Source organism: Acinetobacter sp. Ag2 (genome assembly GCF_001005515.1).
Lineage (GTDB): Bacteria > Pseudomonadota > Gammaproteobacteria > Pseudomonadales > Moraxellaceae > Acinetobacter > Acinetobacter bereziniae.
Genome location: NZ_LBNA01000040.1, coordinates 23585 through 37480, shown reverse-complemented (window position 1 = coordinate 37480; position 13896 = coordinate 23585). Strand labels below are relative to the sequence as shown.

12 protein-coding genes are annotated in these 13896 nt (G+C 39.7%); 8 read left to right on the top strand and 4 right to left on the bottom strand.

Going from position 1 to position 13896, the window contains the following annotated elements; translation table 11 throughout:
• Nucleotides 1-141: 141 nt before the first annotated feature.
• Nucleotides 142-1395 carry a carbohydrate porin gene (locus AAV97_RS06415; RefSeq protein ID WP_046760129.1) on the bottom strand — a complete coding sequence of 418 codons (1254 nt, stop codon included), beginning with the start codon at nt 1393-1395 and terminating at the stop codon, nt 142-144.
• Between the two features lie 413 nt (nt 1396-1808).
• Complete coding sequence (locus tag AAV97_RS06410) at nt 1809-2927, bottom strand: CaiB/BaiF CoA transferase family protein (protein ID WP_046760155.1); 1119 nt, start codon at nt 2925-2927, stop codon at nt 1809-1811.
• 211 nt (nt 2928-3138) lie between these two features.
• Between AAV97_RS06410 and AAV97_RS06405 the strand changes: the two genes are divergently transcribed.
• The 7 genes from AAV97_RS06405 to AAV97_RS06375 all read left to right on the top strand — a co-directional run bounded on the left by AAV97_RS06405 (nt 3139) and on the right by AAV97_RS06375 (nt 10729).
• A complete protein-coding gene (locus tag AAV97_RS06405) occupies nt 3139-4149 on the top strand; it encodes an AraC family transcriptional regulator (RefSeq protein WP_004724010.1) in 1011 nt (336 codons plus the stop codon).
• Between the two features lie 140 nt (nt 4150-4289).
• Nucleotides 4290-4763, top strand: a complete 474-nt coding sequence (locus AAV97_RS06400) for a GNAT family N-acetyltransferase (RefSeq protein ID WP_005031156.1) — start codon at nt 4290-4292, stop codon at nt 4761-4763.
• A gap of 92 nt (nt 4764-4855) precedes the next feature.
• Entirely contained in the window at nt 4856-5380 is a 525-nt protein-coding gene (locus tag AAV97_RS06395) for a GNAT family N-acetyltransferase (protein WP_009584670.1), read from the top strand.
• A 94-nt stretch (nt 5381-5474) separates the two neighbouring features.
• Nucleotides 5475-5957, top strand: a complete 483-nt coding sequence (locus tag AAV97_RS06390) for a hypothetical protein (protein ID WP_227567209.1) — start codon at nt 5475-5477, stop codon at nt 5955-5957.
• A gap of 208 nt (nt 5958-6165) precedes the next feature.
• Nucleotides 6166-7371 (top strand): acetyl-CoA C-acetyltransferase, encoded by a 1206-nt coding sequence (locus AAV97_RS06385; RefSeq protein WP_009584685.1) that lies wholly within the window; start codon nt 6166-6168, stop codon nt 7369-7371.
• A gap of 11 nt (nt 7372-7382) precedes the next feature.
• Nucleotides 7383-9515, top strand: coding sequence for a 3-hydroxyacyl-CoA dehydrogenase NAD-binding domain-containing protein (locus tag AAV97_RS06380; protein WP_046760127.1), 2133 nt, complete (start codon nt 7383-7385; stop codon nt 9513-9515).
• 218 nt (nt 9516-9733) lie between these two features.
• Nucleotides 9734-10729 carry a DUF2804 domain-containing protein gene (locus AAV97_RS06375; RefSeq protein ID WP_046760126.1) on the top strand — a complete coding sequence of 332 codons (996 nt, stop codon included), beginning with the start codon at nt 9734-9736 and terminating at the stop codon, nt 10727-10729.
• Nucleotides 10730-10859: 130 nt separating this feature from the next.
• Here AAV97_RS06375 and AAV97_RS06370 read toward each other — a convergent pair whose 3' ends face one another.
• Both AAV97_RS06370 and AAV97_RS06365 read right to left on the bottom strand, forming a co-directional pair.
• On the bottom strand, nt 10860-11735 hold the full coding sequence (locus AAV97_RS06370; RefSeq protein WP_004830260.1) for a metal-dependent hydrolase: 876 nt from the start codon (nt 11733-11735) through the stop codon (nt 10860-10862).
• 49 nt (nt 11736-11784) lie between these two features.
• Nucleotides 11785-12660: a metal-dependent hydrolase gene (locus AAV97_RS06365; protein WP_009584713.1), complete on the bottom strand. Its 876-nt coding sequence runs from the start codon at nt 12658-12660 to the stop codon at nt 11785-11787.
• A gap of 154 nt (nt 12661-12814) precedes the next feature.
• On the opposite strand from AAV97_RS06365, the gene AAV97_RS06360 reads away from it, so the two are divergent.
• Nucleotides 12815-13849: an AraC family transcriptional regulator gene (locus AAV97_RS06360; RefSeq protein ID WP_042088057.1), complete on the top strand. Its 1035-nt coding sequence runs from the start codon at nt 12815-12817 to the stop codon at nt 13847-13849.
• The last annotated feature ends 47 nt before the right edge of the window (nt 13850-13896 follow it).

Sequence of the window (13896 nt, the reverse complement as noted above, 5' to 3'; positions counted from 1 at the left end):
CCTATCTATTTAATTAATTTTGAATGCTTGATCATTCCCATAAGGTTTGATGAAGCAGAGAACTTAAAAAACTAGACTTTAAATATTTTAATGTCTTGGGAGAACATATAAGCGGGCATCAAAATATTTATCGTCTACAAACTAAAATGCAGTTTGTAATTTAATGCCGCCAACCCACGCATTTTCGCCATTTTTATATGCGCCGACATGGCGGATATACTGTACATTTGGACGAATTGTGAGCCAATTTGTGGCATGTACACCATAATAAACTTCGGTGTTATATTCTTCGTCTTGTTGACGAATCTGAATATCATTGACATCAGAATTGATGCTAATACGGGAAAAGCCAATGGCGATGTCATCTTGAGGGCGAGCATCAAATGGACCTTTATAGACCAGCCCAATATTTTGCATATTGTCTACCGTATTGGTTTTTGAGTCATGAAAAGTGACATTGACAAAACCTGTTAAGCCGCGATTTACATTCCCTTGATGTGTGGTGAGTTGTTGTTTTGCAACGACCCATCCACCTTGCTTATGATCGGTTTGATTTGGTTTTTTGATGGTTGGTGCATCTGCTGTACTGTAGTAGTAGCCCAAACGATACTCGCCAGGTAAATTGGCTGTGCTAAGTTTAGGTTGCCAAACCACTTCTGCTGGAATAATTGCGCCATGAGAACCATCTGTGCTGAGGTTGAAACCTTTACTACGCTTTAAGTTCTCAGGATTATATTCATAAGCGCCAATTTGCGCATAAAGTTCAGGGGTGAGATTGTATTTCGCTCGAATTGCCCATTGACTGACAGGCCAGTTGTACCATTGATCACCAACCCAGTTCCCCACTTGAGAGCCACAGAGTGCAAGGTTTTGAAAATCACAGTCAAAGCTGTTAAAATCCTCGCCTTCGCCAAAACGACCCACTTTAATATCTAATTTTTGATCAAGAAATTTTTTCTTGATCCAGAAATCAGTAAGGCGCCAAGTTTGACCTCGTCCCCAAACTTCTTGGGTGGAGCTGAGTTGTCCAGCAAGTGCGTCTGAGGTTTGTGAAAGTGAGCGACCATTACGTTCAGTGATGGTGATTTGGACTTCTGTATCTTTCCAACCCAATACTTTCTCTAAGTCGATATGGGTACCCAATGCAAACTGATCTGCATACTCGGTACCGTGGCTTGAATGATTTTTTGAATCCAGTAATGTGGCTAATTCGCCAGTATAACCAAAACTGAAGTCATAACCTTTTTGTTGCAACTCGGTTCGCTTACCGTTCCAGTCGCCAAGCATCCACGGACTTTGTGGATCAAATGCATCAGCTGCCTGTGTACTTTGAAAAGAACAACATAAAGACAATAGGCTGATTGCCCCATAAAAGTAACCTTTAGATTTATTCATATTTGGTGACCTTGATAACACTTTGTAACTAATTATTTATGATACTCTCATATTTGTATAAAAATCTATTAATTTTGACTTTTAATTGTAATTTATGTAAATAGTTTATCGTATGGTGATAATTCTTTGTAAATACATAATTAAAATAAGGGTATCTTTTAGGTTAATTTATTCTATTGTTTTTGTTGGACTAAATTTATTTGTATAGTGCTTGAAATGATTATGAAACGTAGGGGGTGAGGATTTTAGAGGCATTAAGAAGCAGGAATAATGAAGCATCATCAGAACACCTGTGTAATTGATTAGTATCAAGATTACACAGGATGCTCTGCTTACAATTCATACAAATTGTAAATAAAATGACTAATTTGTAATTTTATTTAACTTAAAAGATGTTTGTTGTTAGTGTGCTGCTACCAATTTCCTTCGCCGAGTTGCTGACCAATATATTGATAACGCATTTGTGATCTTGAAAATTTTATTGGACATGCTAACTGGGGTTCGGTTTGATCTGCATTGGCTTTTAATGGAACATTGATCACCCAACCGCGTTCTTTGGAAATTTTGGAGTTTAGGGCTTCATCCAAACTTAAAACTGGCTCGACACAAACATCCAGTTGGCTAAATAAATCGTTCCATGTTGCAAGTGTTTGAGTTTTAATCTTTTCTCGAATTGCTTGTTTGACCATTTGGCGGTCTTCAGGGTCAAAAGAAGTACCTTTTTCTAATAGAATTGGCAGTTCGAGCGCTGTTGCTAAACCTGTCATAAATTGTGGTTCTAAACTACCGATCGATAAGTAACGATCATCGGCAGTTGCATAATAATCATAGAAAGTACCGCCATTCAGTTGCTCTAACTCACGCTGTTGATGTTGCCCACCTGCCAAACTGGCTGCGGCAGCCATATTGTTGAGCCCAACCACACAGTCTGTCATAGAAATATCAATGTACTGTCCAAGTCCACTATTTTGACGTTCGACCACAGCCGCAAGAATCCCAATCACCGCATGTAATGAACCACCTGCGACGTCGGCGATCTGAATTCCCATCGGTGGTGGTCCACTGTCTTGACGACCACAATGCCCCGCGATTCCAGACAGTGCAATATAGTTAATATCATGTCCTGCCTTATCTTTATATGTGCCGGATTGCCCATAACCTGTAATCGAGCAGTAAATCAGACGAGGATTAATTTCAGACAAGGTTGGATAGTCTAAACCCAAACGTTGCATTACTCCGGGACGGAATTGCTCAACCACAATATCGTATTGAGAAATTTTTTCCTTGACCTGCGCTATACTGGCAGGATCTTTTAAATCTAAGGTGACAGATTGTTTGTTTCGATTCAGATAACTATGTGATGTTGCTTGTCCATTTGCATAGGGAGGAAACAAACGAACCAGATCTGGACGAGTAGGTGACTCGATATGGATCACTTCTGCACCTAAGTCGGCAAGATACAAAGTTGCGAATGGACCGGGTAATAAAGTCGAAAAATCGAGTACTTTCAATCCCTTTAAAGCGCTTGTCATAATTGTTTTTACCAATATAGTGTTGATTTTACATCCATAATAGAAATATAAAATTAACAAAACAATGTCATGTTCAGCCATTTACCTTGATCATTTCGGCAATTTATGATGTAAAAAGGTGATCTGCACTGTTGTAAATCGCCAATAAAACATTTTTTAGCGTCATTTAGGTCAATTGTTAGTGAACATCAAAGAGAGTGAAGGATTTACCATGAGTCGTGATACGATCAGTATCCATTTTGTGAATGCAGCCTTAACCGGTGTAAAACGTTTAGGAATGGACGTTGATACTTTACTTTCACATGTTGGCATAGAAGCAGAATTACTGCGTCAGCCTAAAGCACGTATTTCACCAGAGCAATATACTCGCTTCGTGAAAATGTTGTGGATGGTTACCCAAGATGAACATGTTGGATTTGATATTCAACCACGTCGTCTAGGCTCTTTTGCCATTATGTGCCAATTGATCATCCATGCTAAAACACTGGGTGATGCTTTAGAACTATCCTCCCAATTCTATAAATTATTTGGTGATGAATGGTCTGTAGCAGTTGAACGAGATAAACATGAAGCGCGTTTGGTGCCTTTGATTCCAAAAACCATGGACCCTGACCACTTCATTACTGAAAGTATGCTGATGATTTGGCATGGTTTGGCATCTTGGTTAATTGAGCGTCGTATTCCTCTGGAGCGTGTACATTTTGGCTACCCACGCCCAAATCATGCAGATGAATATGATGCATTATTCTTTGCACCTGTCATGCAGTTCGACATGCCTCGTACGGAAATTACCTTTGCTGCTGACTATTTAGACCTGCCGATTCGTCAGGATGAGGCGAGTTTAGAAGAGTTTTTAAAAGCTGCACCTGCACAACTTTTGGTGAAATTTAAAAATACCAATTCGTTGACATCACGTATCCGTGAAGTGTTGAAGAGCCAGATCGGCGAAGAAATGCCGACCTTGAATGATGTAGCATCCATGTTGTATTTATCCCCACAGACTTTGCGCCGTCGTTTAGCTGCTGAAGGTAAAAGCTATCAAGGTGTTAAAGATGCATTACGTCGTGATGCTGCAATTCATTTGTTATTAAATCCAGATTTAACCCTTGAAGATGTGGCTCAACAAGTTGGTTTTAGTGAAACCAGTACCTTCCACCGTGCATTTAAAAAATGGACTGGGGTTACGCCGGGGCTCTATCGCCAATTACATGGTTATCACTGATGACAACATGATGAAATCAAAAACTATTTTTTGATTATCCTCCGCCCAAGTTTGACTTGGGCTTTTTTATGTCTAAGCATTTTGTCGATGCATTTTCTGATATATGATGGAATGGGTTTAAACGATAGGGCATTAAAAAAATGATTAAGCTCGGGCAGTTTGATGAGATACAAGTACAAAACTTGCTTCGCATTCATTTAGCAGGCATGCATGAGAACTCACCAATTGAACATAGTTTTGCTTTAGACCTTTCCGCATTACAACAGCCACAGATCAGTTTTTATACCCTTTGGGATCAAGATGAGCTTTTGGCATGTGGCGCTATTCAAGAACTCTCGCCAATTCATGCCGAAATCAAATCCATGCGGACTCATCCTCAACATTTAGGTAAAGGCGCAGCGACTACAGTTTTAAAACATCTGTTGCATATTGCGCAGTTTAGAAAATATCAAAAATTGAGTCTTGAAACAGGAACACATCCCTCTTTTGATCCAGCAATTCATTTGTATAAAAAGTTTGGATTTATCAAAGGTGATGCTTTCTCAAGCTATCAAGCCACCGAATTTAATCAGTTCTATCATTTAGACTTGTCTGTTACATCGCTCATTGCATGATATTCTGTAAAGCGGAGATGTATGTCAATTTCAAACTTTTTAAGTGGGGAGTTTGATCATACTTAACGCTAAATGTATGGCTAGATCAATAAATGACATGTTTAATTAGAACAATTGAAACTTTAGATATTCCACGCTTAATTGAAATTGAAAAATCAGCAACGCAAGCTTTTTTGAATATTCCTGCACTTGCTTGGTTAGCAGACAGCTCAATTTTATCTGTAGATGACCACATGCAGTTGATTTCAAAAGCGTATGGCTTTGTTTCGGTAAATCTTGATAATCAAGCCACTGGATTTTTATATGCCGAAAAACAAAACCAAGATTTATATATTATTGAATTAGATGTGGATGGGACATTGCAAAAGCAAGGAATTGGACGGCAATTACTGGAATACATTATCGATTTTGCTCGGAAGCATGATTTTTCAAATCTGACATTAACGACATTTAATGATGTGATTTGGAATCGCCCATTTTATGAGAAGTTAGGTTTTCAAAAGCTGGATGACGATCATTTACCAGATTATCTCCAAAAAAAAATTCAACATGAGGTTGAATGCGGTTTTCTTCGAGAAAGTCGTTGTGCGATGACATTGAATGTTTTATCCATTTAAAGTGAATACAGTATGAATGTTAATTTGTTTACTGATGATTCTTGATTAAATATTTAGGACTCAAGATTTGGTGTAGAACAGTATGTGGATGTTGATGAGAACAATCTCAGCTTATCGTTTTATTGACATTATTTTAGGTATTTTTACCACTTTAGAAGATGCCGAAAAGGCTAGAATACAGTATATGACATACCGCAAAGATCATGATCCTTGGCATGATCAAGCTTATCGTGAGTCATCTTTAGCTGATGATCTCCGTATCATTACTGTGGATGGTAATTTCCGAAATGGGGAAATTGTTTTTGAAATTAGTGAATATATTGAGGGTTTTGGGCAAATTGTAAGGGTTTTAAAAGCAATTACGCTCACACAAGCTGAAGCGATTGCATGTATTCAACGATTAGAAGCTGTTGAACATGAATTTCCTCAATTTGCGGAAATAGACTACTTAAAAATAGGGACATTACATTCAGATTTAAGTGAAGATCAACCCATCAGCTATCCAAGGAATGAAACTGATTTAGCCCAGACAGGGAAAAGAGAATTCAGTGATATTCTCGATATCGATTTTGTTTAGCAACATGATTTTAATGCTTATATGAGTTTTAGTAGGTAATGAGCAATGTTTGGTGCTGATATATGGGCATTTAAATCTCTTTAATTTGCAGCTTTTTTCAATTGACAAAAAATATCAAGCGACTATTCCGTTCTCGTCATTGATCTCTCGACTTTATAAAGTACACTCGAAGCACATAACAATCTAGAAGTCATAAGAAGGAACAGCTATGAGCGAGGCTTACATCATTGATGCCATTCGCACACCACGCGGAAAAGGAAAGAAAGATGGATCACTCTATGAAGTGAAGCCAATCACTTTATTAACAACATTACTCAATGAATTGAAAGATCGCCACCAATTGGATACTTCCAAAGTTGATGACATCGTATTGGGTTGTGTGACGCCAATTGCAGATCAAGGTGGTGATATCGCAAAAACTGCTGCGATTGCAGCAGGTTGGGACAATGATGTTGCAGGTGTACAAATCAACCGCTTCTGTGCATCAGGTTTGGAAGCGGTGAATATGGCTGCTCAAAAAGTCCGTTCTGGTTGGGAAGATGTTGTGGTTGCGGGTGGCGTAGAGTCGATGTCTCGTATTCCAATGGGCTCAGATGGTGGACCTTGGGCGCTTGATCCTGAGACCAATTTAAAATCACATTTTGTTCCTCAAGGGATTGGCGCTGATTTAATTGCAACACTAGATGGTTATAGCCGTTCGGATGTCGATGAGTTTGCTGCGAATTCGCAACGTAAAGCAGCGGCGGCGCAAGCAGCAGGTTATTTTGATCAATCTGTTGTGGCGGTAAAAGACAAAGCAGGGGTGATGATTCTTGAAAAAGATGAATTTATTAAGCCACTCACTACAGCGGAAGGCTTGGCAAAGCTGAATCCAAGTTTTGAAATGATGGGTAGCATGGGCTTTGATGCGATTGCTTTACAGCAATATCCAGAAGCACAGAAAATTAACCATGTACATCATGCAGGAAATTCATCAGGAATTGTGGATGGTGCGGCTGTGGTGTTATTGGCATCTGAAAAAGCAGTAAAAGAACAAGGTTTAAAACCTCGTGCCAAAGTGTTGGCGACGGCTTTAGTTGGAACAGATCCTACCATTATGCTGACTGGTCCAGCACCTGCTGCGCGTAAGGCATTGGCAAAAGCGGGTCTGACCATTGATGATATTGATCTATTTGAAGTGAATGAAGCTTTTGCATCGGTTGTGATGCGCTTTATGTCTGAACTTAACGTTCCTGCTGAAAAAGTCAATGTCAATGGTGGTGCAATCGCCATGGGGCATCCTCTGGGCGCAACAGGTGCAATGATTTTAGGTACATTGTTGGATGAATTAGAACGTCAAGGGAAAAAGCGTGGTTTAGCAACCTTGTGTGTGGGTGGTGGCATGGGTATTGCGACCATTATTGAGTTGGTTTAAGGAGAAGAATAATGAGCGCAATTCAATATGAAAAAAATGCAGATGGCATTGTCATTCTAACAATGGATTCTCCAAACCAATCTGCCAACACCATGAATGCTGATTTCCGTGTGGCTTTAGAAAATGTTGTTTCAAAACTTAAATCTGAAACTGACCTCAAAGGTGTGATTTATCGTTCTGCAAAAAAGACATTCTTTGCTGGCGGTGATTTGGATGAACTCATTGAAGCAACACCAGAGCATGCGACTGAATTCTTTAACATGACTGCAAAACTCAAAGATGATCTACGTGCAATTGATACTTTGGGAGTACCTGTCGTTGCTGCGATTAACGGAACTGCTTTAGGTGGTGGTTGGGAAATTGCGTTAAGTTGTCATTATCGTATTGCTCTAAACGATCCTAAAATCAAATTAGGTCTGCCTGAGGTGACGCTTGGCTTATTACCTGGCGGTGGTGGTGTCGTACGGATGGTACGACTACTTGGATTGCAAAACGCTTTTCCATTTCTGATGGAAGGTAAGCAATTTGGGGTGGATAAAGCAAAGTCTCTCGGTTTAGTCAATGAGCTTGCTGAGAATGAGAAAGACATGCTCGACAAAGCCATTGCTTGGATTAAGGCGAATCCGAAATCACAACAGCCTTATGATGTAAAAGGCTATAAGATTCCTGGGGGAGATCCAAAAACACCGGCTGTTGCGCAAATTCTTGCTATTGCACCTGCAATGTTAAGAGACAAAACCAAAGGATGCTACCCTGCACCAGAAGCAATCATGGCTGCCGCAGTAGAAGGGGCACAAGTTGATGTAGATACAGCTTTCCGTATTGAAAATCGTTATTTCACTTACCTTGCAACAGGGCAAGTGGCGAAAAATATGATCGGTACATTCTGGCATGGTTTAAATGCAATCAAAGCTGGCGCAAGTCGCCCTAAAGATATTGCAAAATGGCAGGCGACCAAAGTTGGTGTGTTAGGTGCAGGCATGATGGGTGCAGGTATTGCCTATTCTACAGCGATCAAAGGAATACAAGTTGTTCTGAAAGATGTATCTGTTGAAAATGCTGAAAAAGGCAAAGCATATAGCCAAAAACTTTTGGATAAGCGTGTCTCACAGGGGCGTATGACGGCTGAAAAACGTGATCAAGTTTTAAGTTTGATTACAGCAACTGCTTCTGCAGAAGATTTAAAAGGCTGTGATTTGATTATCGAAGCTGTTTTTGAAAATCAAGATTTGAAAGCCAAAGTGACTCAAGAAGCTGAACAGTTCTTGGTTGATGGTGGTGTGATGGCTTCAAATACTTCAACATTACCGATTACGGGTTTAGCCAAAGCTTCTAAAGATGATACTCATTTTATCGGTCTGCATTTCTTCAGCCCAGTCGATAAAATGCAATTGGTGGAAATCATCAAAGGTAAGAATACTTCTGCTGAAACTTTAGCAAAAGCCTATGACTATGTGCAGCAAATTGGTAAAACGCCTATTGTTGTCAATGATAGTCGTGGTTTCTTTACCAGTCGTGTCTTTGGCACATTTGTACAAGAGGGTTTACGTCTATTGCATGAAGGTGTCCATCCAGCACGCATTGAAATGGCTGCATTGAAAGCAGGTATGCCAGTGGGTCCACTTGCCATTCAGGATGAAGTTGCATTAACGCTTTCTGAACATGTGGCGAAAGAAACCCGTAAAGCACTGCAAGCAGAAGGTAAAGATTTACCACTTTCAGGTGCAGATGATGTGATTGAAACCATGATTCATACCTTTGAGCGTAAGGGTAAGGCAGCAGGTGCAGGTTTTTATGAATACCCAGAAGGTGGGAAGAAGCATTTATGGGAGGGTCTAAGCCACTGGAAGAAAGATGTAGTTATTTCTGAGCAAGAAATGATAGATCGCTTCCTGTTTGTTCAAGCATTGGACACTTTACGTTGCTATGAAGAAAATGTTTTGGAATCTGTAATTGATGCCAATATTGGTTCGATTTTTGGAATAGGTTTTGCGCCGTGGACAGGAGGTGCGATCCAATTCCTCAACCAATATGGTCTGGAAAAAGCATTGGCTCGCGCAAACGCATTAGAAGCAAAGTATGGTGAGCGTTTTAAAGCACCACAGAAATTGATAGACCAGATTCCAGTAGGGAAAATTATCTGATCAATTGATCTCGTTGAAAAATAGGGCAATTGCCCTATTTTTTTATTATCTTATTTTGATTAAATACTATACATTTGTGACACTTTTCTTCAATATAATGCGCGAAACCATTTTTACGATTTGCGATCAATCAGATTGCTATATGTGGAAAAATAGCAATAATCAAAATATCGACTAAAGTCTAATATTTCCCTTATAAAAAAGGATTGGGAATTCACATGGATTTAATACAAAGCAACGGTCAGCCACGTTATGGACGCTTTAAAGAAGTGCCCAGCAAAATTAATGTTCATGATTATGTCTATAAAACACCCTATGGAAAAACATTAACAGGCTGGCGCAAGCATTTAAAATATAAAAAGTTTAAATTTTGTGGTATTCAGCACGAACAATATTCAATTGGGATTGCAATAGCAGATATTGGTTGGGCTGGACACGGTTTCATCTATATATATGATCATACCAATCAAGAGGTTTTAGAGTGGAATGCCAATACCATTTTAGGACGTGGTACTTCACTTGATGAACAGCCTTTATATAGCCAAAGCCATTTTAGTAAGTCGCCGTTTGAATTCGAAATGCAACATGCCAATGGGGTGCGTTATATCCGTGCAACCCGTCATGGTGAGGAGCAGTTAAAAGCACGAATATTTTGTGCTGGTACTGAACCTTTAAGTCTATGTAGTCCTAATGGCATCAATGGTTGGACCTATACTCAAAAGAAAACAACATTGGCTGTTGAGGGTTTTTTTGTTGATAAGCATAAAGAATTGATTCATTTCAATGATCAATCATTGGCTTCTTTAGATGATACCTGTGGCTTTTTAAGACCTGAAACGGCTTGGTTTTGGCTTTCTTGTAATTTTTGGGATCAGCAAGGTCAACGTATTGGCTTAAACCTTGCATCAGGAGTAAATGAAAGTTTTGGTAATGAAAACTGCCTTTGGATCAATGGTGTACTCTATGCAGTTGCGGATGTATTGTTTGAAAAAATAGATACCAATGTATGGTCAGTACGTTCCCTAGATCAGAAACTCAATCTTCACATAGAAACGGGTTGGCGTAGATTTGAGAATTTAAACCTACGTTTGGTGGGGAGTCAATTTAGCCAATGGCAATCACGCATCAGTGGTAGCATCGAATCAGAAACAGGTGAAACCATTCAGCTTAATCAAGAATATGGTTTGCTTGAACAGCATTATGCAAAGTGGTAAGACTTCGTTTCGGAATTAAAATATTGGATTGAGCGTTCAGGACAAAAAAAGCAACATAAGAAGGGTTTGGATAAAATCTTATGTTGCCGAAAAAGAAATTGATCAGCTAGGGGGTAATTATTTCAATGTCTTATTGGGCTGCTTGCCAAAACGCTTCACCCGCTTCAATTGGATCATTGGTTTCAGCCAAAGTATCTACCCAGACTTGATATTGTCGGATCACAGGGTGCTGACTCGGATGAAAATCGGCTTTAAACCAATCTAGGTATTGCTGACGCATGGCAGATAATTTTCCAGACTTACCAAAGAACCAAGGAATACCTTTGAGCGCAAATTTGGCGCGTTGTAAGCGACTAAAGCCGTCATGTTTTAACATCACATTGGCACGATAAAAAGTGAAACCAAACATTTGTAGTGTTACAAAAGCCAGCGCGAATTTACGCAGATTCTCTGACACTTCGCCCACTTCTTTCATCACATCAAAAGCCACATCACGATGCTCCATTTCTTCAATTGAGTGCCAAGCAAAGAGTGCGCGTACAAAGGGATGTACATCAGCTAAAGTTTCTTTATGACTATAAAAAGTTTCTGCCATAAGTGCGGTGAGGTGTTCTGCTGCAGCTGTCATGGCAATGTTGTATTGCTTAGAGCGATGTTTGAGGATGTACTCAAAATGTTCACCCATAAACTGAACAAACTGATCTACAGGCATACCTTGGCGTTGCATTTCCTGATTCATTTTGTCATGGGCTAGACCGTGTTGTGCTTCTTGCTTAATGAAATCTGTTACGCGTTGTTGTAAATCTGGATCGGTGATTTTATCGCGAAGTGCTCGTACACTTTGGATGAAATAGCGTTCGCCCACAGGAAAAGTCAGGCTAAGTGCATCAAACATACGTGTTCGGAAAGGGTCGTTGTCGAACCAAAAACGTGGAACTTCATTTAATCTAAAATCTAGATTCGTTCGGACTACAGGATCAACTTGGTGTTGTACATATGCATTCATTATTTTATTCTCACATTTACCCATCAACAAAGGTGTAGCATAAGCAGACTTATAAACCTGCTTGCCAAAATGCTTCACCTGCTTGAATTGGATCATTGGTGGCAGCCATGGTGTCGACCCAAACTTGATATTGGCGAATCACTGGATGTTGGCTAGGGTGGAAATCTTTTTTAAACCAATCCAAATATTCACTTCTCATTGCTGAAAGAATACCTTGCTTTCCAAAGAACCATGGTAAGCCTTGAGCCGCCATCTTGATTCGTTCTAGACGGCTGAAACCATCATGCTTCAACATGATATTGGCTCGGTACAGCGTGAAGTTGAACATCATGATTGTAGTAAATGCCAAAGCGAAACGGCGTAAATGATCTGGAACTTCACCCACTTGTTGCATGACATCAAAGGCCACATCTCGATGTTCCATTTCCTCAATAGAGTGCCATGCTAACAAAGCGCGAACATAAGGATGTGCTTCAGCTAAAGTTGCTTTATGACGATAAAAAGTTTCTGCCATAAGTGCGGTTAAGTGTTCCGCTGCTGCTGTCATAGCGATGTTGTACTGTGGAGAACGTTGGCTGAGTTCAAATTTAAATATTTTTTGTAGAAGCTGAATAAAACGATCAACAGGCATTCCTTGGTCTTTCATGACTTGGTTCATTTTGTCATGTGCCATGCCATGTTGAGCCTCTTGACGAATAAAGTCAGCAACCCGTTGTTGTAAATCTGGATCGGTGATTTTATTGCGAAATAAACGAACACTTTCAATAAAGTAGCGCTCTCCATCTGGAAAGGTTAGGCTCAAAGCATCAAATAAACGTGTACGGAATGGATCTCCGCCAAACCAGAAGCGAGGAACGTCTTCAAGCTTGAAATCGAGCTTGGTGCGAACGACTGGGTCCACCTGATATTTAACTAATGCATTCATTTTGTTTTACTTGCATTGCTTTCGATGATTTCAGTATGTCGGGAAATTGCAGCTTTGTTTTGACAGATATTGCCAATTTTTATACATTTTATGACAGAATGAAAATTTAGAATGTCAAATTGGTTGATATGTAGAATTGAAAGAGTGCAAGGATATGCAAGAGCTTCAGATTCCGAACGGCTATTTCCATCTCTGGCAGATGTACTTGGCTGAACGAGGCGTGGATGTTACCACGCTTGATTTTTTGCAGGCAGATGAAAAACAACATTTGCTGAGTATCCTGTCATTACCTATTGATACACAATCGGCTTATTTATTCTTTCACCAATTGATTGAAAAAACCAAACAGGCTTTCGATTGCCCACAAATTGTTTTTGAAATGGCGGAATATGTTCGACCAGAACATTTTGGAGTGTTGGGTTATATGGCATCCCGAAGTACCACCGTTGCCGAAGCATTACAAAATATTATGCGCTTTAGTCGTTTGGTGATTGATGGGGATGAAGTAATTCCCATGCAGATGCAACAAAAAGGGCAGTATGTTCATTTAATTTGGCCATTTCATCATGATAAATATATTTTAATTAATGAATTTACCAATGCGCTGATGATGCATCTTGCGCGGAAAATCGTACCCCCAAATCAATTTCCCCTACAAGCAGTATACTTTGCACACGCCCCACAGATGGCACTCTATCATTATCAAAAGTTCTATGCTTGCGAGGTGCTATTCAATCAACCTCACTACAGTTTTGTATTGCGTATGGAAGGCTTGGAACTTAAGATACAACAAGCTGACCCATCTTTGATGCAGCTCTTGGTCAAGCAGGCAGAAGAAGCGATTGCAGCGAAACCTCGCTATAAAACCATTGCCCAGCAATTGCATATTATCGTGGCGGAGTATTTAAAACTCAAAGAACAAGCGCCAAAGATTGAGGATGTTGCACAGGAACTGCATATTTCGACACGTACTTTACAACGGCAACTCAGTGACTTAGACACTTCTTTTAAAAAAATTGTTGAAAGTGAACGGATGAAACGATGTGAATTTTTACTGAGTGGTGACATACAACTTTCTGAAATTGCAATGCGTTTAGGTTATTCGGATCAGTCCGCTTTAGCCCGAGCCTATAAAGCATATAGTGGTCAAACGTTGTTAGAAAAAAAGCAAGATTTAAAGTCTTCATAAATGCTTTGCAAAAACTAACTTAGACAATATGGCGGTAGGCTAAGTTA

What these genes read in the sequence shown, in the direction of transcription:
- AAV97_RS06390 (WP_227567209.1), top strand. Translation starts at nt 5,475, where the DNA reads ATGAGAACAATCTCAGCTTATCGTTTTATTGACATTATTTTAGGTATT.
- AAV97_RS06375 (WP_046760126.1), top strand. Translation starts at nt 9,734, where the DNA reads ATGGATTTAATACAAAGCAACGGTCAGCCACGTTATGGACGCTTTAAA.
- AAV97_RS06415 (WP_046760129.1), bottom strand. Translation starts at nt 1,395, where the DNA reads ATGAATAAATCTAAAGGTTACTTTTATGGGGCAATCAGCCTATTGTCT.
- AAV97_RS06405 (WP_004724010.1), top strand. Translation starts at nt 3,139, where the DNA reads ATGAGTCGTGATACGATCAGTATCCATTTTGTGAATGCAGCCTTAACC.
- AAV97_RS06380 (WP_046760127.1), top strand. Translation starts at nt 7,383, where the DNA reads ATGAGCGCAATTCAATATGAAAAAAATGCAGATGGCATTGTCATTCTA.
- AAV97_RS06395 (WP_009584670.1), top strand. Translation starts at nt 4,856, where the DNA reads ATGACATGTTTAATTAGAACAATTGAAACTTTAGATATTCCACGCTTA.
- AAV97_RS06385 (WP_009584685.1), top strand. Translation starts at nt 6,166, where the DNA reads ATGAGCGAGGCTTACATCATTGATGCCATTCGCACACCACGCGGAAAA.
- AAV97_RS06365 (WP_009584713.1), bottom strand. Translation starts at nt 12,660, where the DNA reads ATGAATGCATTAGTTAAATATCAGGTGGACCCAGTCGTTCGCACCAAG.
- AAV97_RS06400 (WP_005031156.1), top strand. Translation starts at nt 4,290, where the DNA reads ATGATTAAGCTCGGGCAGTTTGATGAGATACAAGTACAAAACTTGCTT.
- AAV97_RS06370 (WP_004830260.1), bottom strand. Translation starts at nt 11,735, where the DNA reads ATGAATGCATATGTACAACACCAAGTTGATCCTGTAGTCCGAACGAAT.
- AAV97_RS06410 (WP_046760155.1), bottom strand. Translation starts at nt 2,927, where the DNA reads ATGACAAGCGCTTTAAAGGGATTGAAAGTACTCGATTTTTCGACTTTA.
- AAV97_RS06360 (WP_042088057.1), top strand. Translation starts at nt 12,815, where the DNA reads ATGCAAGAGCTTCAGATTCCGAACGGCTATTTCCATCTCTGGCAGATG.